Below are 6,340 nucleotides of genomic sequence, written 5' to 3'. Positions count from 1 at the left end.
CCGCTCGAACAGTTCCCACAACTCATCCGGCACCAGACGCTCAACGATCCCCACGACGCCAGACTATCGAACGGGCCAAATGAGACGACGTCTAAGGCTGGCGGAGGGGGGTGGTGTAGGGGCGTTGCGATCCTCGGTCGTCTCGGAGGGCGACCGCTAGACCGGGTTTAACGCCGAGTTCGGTCTACTTGACGGCGTTGCGATCCTCGCCTTCAAAGGGCGACCGCCAGTGACGCATCCCCCGGGAAGTCCCATGAGCCAATCGGCGTTGCGATCCTCGGCCGCCCGGAGAGCAAGTTCAGTCGATGAGCCGGGTCAGGGTCACCCCGGCGGGGACCTTGTCTTCATCGATGGTGATGCGGCCGGTGTAGTCGTCCCAGGATCGTGCCTCGCTGTGGCCGAGCGGCTCAATGCGGATCAGGTCGAAGAGCTTGTGGGCTGGGGCTCGTCCGTAGGCGTCGTCGTGGGAGAAGACGTACAGGCCGCGGATGGCCATTTCGCCGCGGGACGATGCCCTGTCGTGGTCGAACATCATGGTCAGGGCCTGCCAGTAGGCGGCGAGGTCTTCCGGGGTGACTCTGGCCTTGGCGCCGAGGGCTCCGGAGTAGAAGCCGTGGCCGCGGTAGAGCCCGTACGGGACGTAGTGCTTGTTGCCCATCTCGGTGACCTTGCCCTTGGCCAGGTCCTCGGGCTTGTTCGGGGCGACACGGGTGATGCCGGCCTCCAGCGGGGTGACGGGGTCGATGGAGCGGGAGAAGGTGAGTTGCATGGGCCCGCGAGCCCTTCCTGCGTGCTTCTTCTGGTCGCCTACGGACATGACGGCTCCGAACAGGCGTACGTCCCAGAAGTTGCGGATCATCCAGTCCTGCGCGGTGGCGGTCTCGCCTTCTTTGGCTCCCCCTTCGATGTAGGCGCGCTGGATCTGCGGGTTGAGGGCGACGCCTTGTTCGACGTACATCTCGAAGCCGGGCTGACCCTGGTGGACGAGAGTGACGGTGTTGCGGATCTTGCGCTTGAGGGCGACGTCAGTGATGAGGCCCTGGCCGGTGATGGGGTCGGTGCGAGGCATGCCGCCGGCGTCGGGGTCGCCGTTGGGGTTGCCGTCCTTGACGTCGATGAGGAAGACGTAGTCGTGCTTGCGGGTGGGGTCCAGGTGCGCGTCGGTCATGGTTGTGCTTGGTGTCCTTTCGGGGCTGTGGCGTCGTGGTGAGTTGGCGGCGGGGCGTTACCAGCGGGTGTTGTCCGAAGCGTCGGCGTCCTCGGCGGAGGCTTCCGGAAGGGCGTCCGCTTCCTGTTCTGCAGCCAGTTCCTTGCCGGCTTCCCGCGCCTTGATGGCCTCAGCCGCGGCGCGTGCGGAGTGGGCTCGCTGGTGGTCGTAGCCGAGGATGAACAGGGCCTGCTGTTCGGTGCTCAGGTGGGCGGGGATGGTGTCGAGCAGCTCGAAGGCGTCCCGCAGTCTGCTGTCCATGGCCTTGGCCGCGGGTCCACTGGTGCGGGCGATGGTGCGCAGGTGCGGTCGTGCTCCGATGCGGAGGCGGGTGAGGACGGCTCGGGGGGAGACGACCGCGGTGCTCAGGTACTTGTCGGTGATGGTGGTGTTGACCTTGGGCATGGCCTTGCGCTGGATCGCTTCGAGCATGGCCATGATCCGTCCGCATACGTAGCCGGGCTCGGTCGATTGGGGGTTCAGCTGGGGCACACAGAGCTCCTTGTGGCGGGTGGTCGTACGGATCAGGGCGAGGCGCAGCAGGGCGAGGCGGGGCCGGTCGAGGTGGTGGTCGGCGCGGATGCGCTGCAGGAGGACCGGCAGGAGGTGGGCTGGTGGTGCGGCGCCGTGGAGTGCGGCTTTGGTGAGGTCGGCCTGGAGGTGCTTGGGGACGGTGGTGTCGACGTACTTGTTCTTGCGTTTGTCCCAGCGGGCGCAGGCGAGGGCGAGTCGCCAGACCGGCCAGTAGGTGTAGGTGTTGTTCCAGCCGTCCCAGGTCTGCTGGTCGGCGAACCAGGTCCCGAGTCTCCGTTTCAGTTCGGGGACGGGGATGGTGATCCAGTCGGCGACGATGACCCTGTTGGTGTTCACCCGCAGGGTGAGGGCGTGGAAGGCGTCTTCGTCGAGGACCGCCAGTGCGTCTCGTCCCCGCCGGGGGTGGCGGATGCCGGCGACGAGCTGAGCCACTTCCTCGGGCTGGGGGTCGCGCAGCGTCCACATGGCTGTGTCGGTGTCGGGGTCGCGGGTCCACCAGACGATGGCGGAATCGTCGGCAAAGGCGCGGTGTTCGGGGTCGGCGAGCAGTGTGTTCAGGGCGGTGGCGGACTTGGTGCCGCAGTCGACGCAGATGGGGGTGGCACCGAGCTGCTTGGTGCCGGCCCGGAAGTGGGCGGGCTGGTTGAGGCAGACCAGCTGGGTGTTCATCCCGGAGTTGGGGATGCCCTTGATGGGAACGGGGAGCGTGGACAGCAACGGCATGACGTGTCCGCACACCAGGCAGAGTCCCTGGTTCGCCTTGCCCGCCTTCCCGCTCTTCGCTTTCTTGACCTTGCGGGCCCACCAGCTCTTGGCTTCCGGCAGGTCGTGGACCCACTCGCCGTCCACGCTGATGGCAACAAGGTGGTCCTTGTCCATCTCCAGCGGCCATGCGGTCGGCGCGTGGCTGTTCAGCCATGCGGCCACTGTCTGCGCCTGGGGAAGGTGGGGGTGGTCGTTGCACCAGGAAGTGACCAGGTCACGGTAGGCGGCGTGCCGGGTCCTCGCCTTGGTGACGGCGGCAGAGTTGACCGAGAGGACCTTCTCCCCGTCCGGCCCTTGCACCAGGCCGGAATGGGCGAGCGCGAACTGCGCGGTGTCGGCAAACAGGATCGGTGCCGGCTTGGACCCCGAGCGTCCCGTGTACGGGGCGGTGATCTTCCGCTGCTCCTGGCGGAGGTCGATGACCAGCGGTTCGGCGTCTCCCGTGCCGGAGAGATCGATCTGCCACATGACCCGGCGCGCGAGATAGTACTCGGGGGTGTCGCCCTGGCGGCTGTCGGCTTGCCGGACGAGGCTCTGCAGCAGCACGTCAGGCCACCTCCTCCGCGGAGGCTCGTCCCTCGGCCCCGGGCATGCCACCGACCTCGGCGGGGGCGAGTGGACGGTCGGGCACGTGGAGAACGCCGTGCTCGAGGCTGGCCCGGAACCAGTGGTAGCGCTCTTTGCCCTTCGGGAGGTACTCGATGTGGTGGAGCATCAGCCCGACCTCGTCGATGGGCGGAATGCCCGCTTGGTCGGCGGCTGTGACCACGCCGGCCTCCTTGGCCGATCCACGAGGCCCGAAGAAGGCTACGAACTCGCGGCAGCCGAAATGGGGCTGCTCGTAGCAGGCACCACGTGCGAGCCGGCGGTCGAACTGGTCGCGGTACTTCGGCAGGGGCGCCGTGCACCGGTCGGTGGCGTGGATGGTCGCGTGGATGCGGTAGGCGACGTCGCTCAGGGCGACGGTGACCCGCTGGCCGCGGTCTTCGGCGACGTCGTAGCGGTAGCCGTTGTTGGCCCGCAGGCTCTCGTAGGCGTTCTTGGTGATGATCGAGTTGTTGACCTCGTTGCGCCGGAAACGGGTCCACCTCACCGGCTTGAGCTGCTCGATCCGTTCGACCCGGTAGGTCATCTCCGGCTTCCAGAAGATGGCCTCCAGCAGCCCTCTCGCTGCCGAGGGAGTCATGGTCGGATAGGAAACACGTTCGACTTTGAGTTCCGGGCGGGTGAAGCAGGCCAGCGGTCCCCACGTCTCCACCTGGACGTGAAGTGGCCGGTCAGCCCTCTCCTCGCGCTGCTTACGGGGATGTGACGGAATCATGCAACTTGTTCCCTTCCGTGCCTGCTGACACAGCCCGTTGTCAGTGCCTGCGGCTAGCTTCCTTACGTCGCGCGATCCCGCGGTCTGCACTGCGTGATTCGACGGATATGCGGCGATCTCGTCGGATCTCAGCGGATAACTGATAGAAAGTCAAATATGCTTGCTAGAACGGCATTTGATGCGTTAAGCGGTTTGATGCCGGTTCCTGAGGGCAGGCTCGTGGCTCACTCGCCGGGCCACCAAGGGGCCTGGCACTGGTACGAAGACCACGCCCGCGGTACGGGCGAGCTGGCCCGTCGGTTCGCCGAGGCTTGGGGAGGCGGTGAACTCGCCTACCGGCTAGGACGCGACCACGACACGGGCAAAGGGGCCTGTGCGTGGCAGGAGGGGCTGATCGAGGAGGCTGCCACCGGCCGCAAGACCAGACGGCCACCACACAACGACGCCGGAGCCTTCCTGTTCGCCCGGGTGGCCGAACCTTTCCCCGCTCTGCTGCCCTGCGCCGGTGTGATCCAGGGACACCACACCGGTCTGTCCGCGTGGCCGGAAGTCCGGCTCCGGCTGAAGGCCCTGATGGCCGACTCCAGCGAGGTGGACGAAGCCATCCACCGAGTCGCCGCGATCATGCCGGAAATCGTGGACGGCTCATGCCCGGCCGCCCCGGACTGGCTCGACCCAAGTGACAAGATCGCTGTGGAGATGCTGGTCCGCATGACCTACTCGGCCGTGGTCGACGCCGACCGACTCGACACCGCCGCCCACTTCAGGCCCGGCACGCACATCCGGCGGCACGTCGGGATGCCTGAACTGTGGGAGCGGTACGAGGCCCGCCGCCAGGAGGCCCTTGCCGAACGCCAGCGCTCCAAGGGAGCCTCCTGGCTGGACAAGCTCCGCGAGAACGTCTACCAGGAGGCACTCGAAGCCGCCGCCGGCAAGCCGGGCGTGTACCGGCTGCACCTTCCGACCGGCGCCGGAAAGACGTTCACCGGTGGAGGCTTCGCCCTCCGCCACGCCTCCCTGCACGGATTGCGGCGCGTCATCGTCGCGGTCCCGTTTATCTCGATCACCGAGCAGAACGCAGCGGAGTACCGAAGCCTCCTGGACCCGGAGCAAGGACCGCCGGTGGTGCTGGAACACCACTCAGCCGTGAACGTCGAAGCTCCGCAGCAACGCGCGCCGCAGTCCGCTGGCCCCTCGACGAACGTGCGCCACGGCCAGAAAGGGGGCCGGCCCAACCGGTGGACGAAACTGGCCACCGAGAACTGGGACGCACCCTTCATCGTCACTACCACCGTCCGCCTGATCGAAACGATCTTCGGAAGCACCCCCCGGGCGACCCGCCGACTCCACCGGCTCGCCAACTCCGTGATCGTCCTCGACGAGGTCCAGGCTCTCCCTGACAGGCTCCTGACCCCGATCCTCTCGGGCCTGCGGGAACTCGTGGAGCACTACGGCGTGACGCTCGTACTCTCATCGGCGACCCAGCCAGAAGTCGCCGCACTGAACCCCTGGCGCGCCGGCCTCCCTCAACGTGACGTCGTCGCCGACCCCGCACCCCTCTTCAAGCAGCTGCGCCGCGTCAGATACGAGTGGCGGACCGGCCCGGAAGTGACCCTCGCAAGCATCGCCGCCGAGGCGGCCGAGCACGACCAAGCCCTCGTCGTGGTCAACGGGACCAAGGACGCCAGTCAGGTGCATCGCATCTGGCTCAGCACGAACTGCGAGGAGGACCCAGGCGTCCTGCACCTGTCGACCCGCATGACCGGCGGCCATCGCCGAGAATCCATCCAAGTGACAAAGCAGCGCCTGGAGCAGGGCCTGGACATCCTCCTCGTGTCCACCTCGCTCATCGAAGCCGGCGTCAACCTCGACTTCCCCCGCGGATACCGCGCCAGATCAACACCAGAGTCCGAACAGCAGGCCGCCGGACGGGTCAATCGGGAGGGCAAGCGCCCCGCGAAGGACAGCGTCATGACCATCTTCGATCCCCGGGACGGCCTCAACCCGGAGATGGTCTACAACACGAGTGCCATCGCAGCAGCGTCCCGCCGCTTCGGCGACGGGCTGGCCGATCCCGACGATCTGGACGTCCTCCGCTCGTACTACCAGCACCGCTACCGCCTCCAAGCAGGACAACACTCCAAGGACCCCAACGGAGCCACCGGAGAAGTCATCGAAGCGCTGCGAGCAAAGTTGCTCTACCCGGAGGTCGCGCACAGAATGCGGATCGTCGACAACGAACACTCCGTGGCCGTGGTCGTCATCCGCCCCCAGCTCGAAGAAGAAACCCGACAGGCCGCCCAGAAGGCAGTCGACCAGCTCCGCCGCGGCCTGCCAACGCCGGTGACCTACCGCACCCTGCAGGAGCACATGGCATCCATCCCAGAGCGGGAACTGGAGCTGGCGATCAACGCCGGCCACGCCATCGAAGTCGCCGGTGACCTGCACCAGTGGGTCGGCCCCTACCACCCCCAACGAGGCATCGAACCCCCTGCATGACCATTCAGACCACC

The 6,340-nt window shown here is 66.9% G+C and carries 4 protein-coding genes; 1 reads left to right on the top strand and 3 read right to left on the bottom strand.

The window, feature by feature from the left end; all coding sequences use genetic code 11:
* Positions 1 to 298: 298 nt before the first annotated feature.
* Genes cas7c through cas5c form a run of 3 tightly spaced genes read right to left on the bottom strand, consistent with a single transcriptional unit; the run spans position 299 to position 3,827 of the window.
* Complete coding sequence (cas7c, locus tag ACFY9S_RS36925; protein ID WP_391137757.1) at positions 299 to 1,168, bottom strand: type I-C CRISPR-associated protein Cas7/Csd2; 870 nt, start codon at positions 1,166 to 1,168, stop codon at positions 299 to 301.
* A 57-nt stretch (positions 1,169 to 1,225) separates the two neighbouring features.
* On the bottom strand, positions 1,226 to 3,052 hold the full coding sequence (cas8c, locus tag ACFY9S_RS36920) for a type I-C CRISPR-associated protein Cas8c/Csd1 (protein WP_391137754.1): 1,827 nt from the start codon (positions 3,050 to 3,052) through the stop codon (positions 1,226 to 1,228).
* A 1-nt stretch (position 3,053) separates the two neighbouring features.
* Positions 3,054 to 3,827, bottom strand: coding sequence for a type I-C CRISPR-associated protein Cas5c (gene cas5c / locus ACFY9S_RS36915; RefSeq protein WP_391137751.1), 774 nt, complete (start codon positions 3,825 to 3,827; stop codon positions 3,054 to 3,056).
* A gap of 156 nt (positions 3,828 to 3,983) precedes the next feature.
* Here cas5c and ACFY9S_RS36910 point away from each other — a divergent pair, with 156 nt between their 5' ends.
* Positions 3,984 to 6,326 carry a CRISPR-associated endonuclease Cas3'' gene (locus ACFY9S_RS36910; RefSeq protein WP_391137748.1) on the top strand — a complete coding sequence of 781 codons (2,343 nt, stop codon included), beginning with the start codon at positions 3,984 to 3,986 and terminating at the stop codon, positions 6,324 to 6,326.
* The last annotated feature ends 14 nt before the right edge of the window (positions 6,327 to 6,340 follow it).

Origin of the sequence: Streptomyces sp. NPDC012474 (assembly GCF_042955185.1) — a bacterium.
Taxonomy (GTDB): domain Bacteria; phylum Actinomycetota; class Actinomycetes; order Streptomycetales; family Streptomycetaceae; genus Streptomyces; species Streptomyces cahuitamycinicus.
Note: the sequence above shows the minus strand (reverse complement) of the source record. Positions and strands in the feature narration are given on the sequence as shown.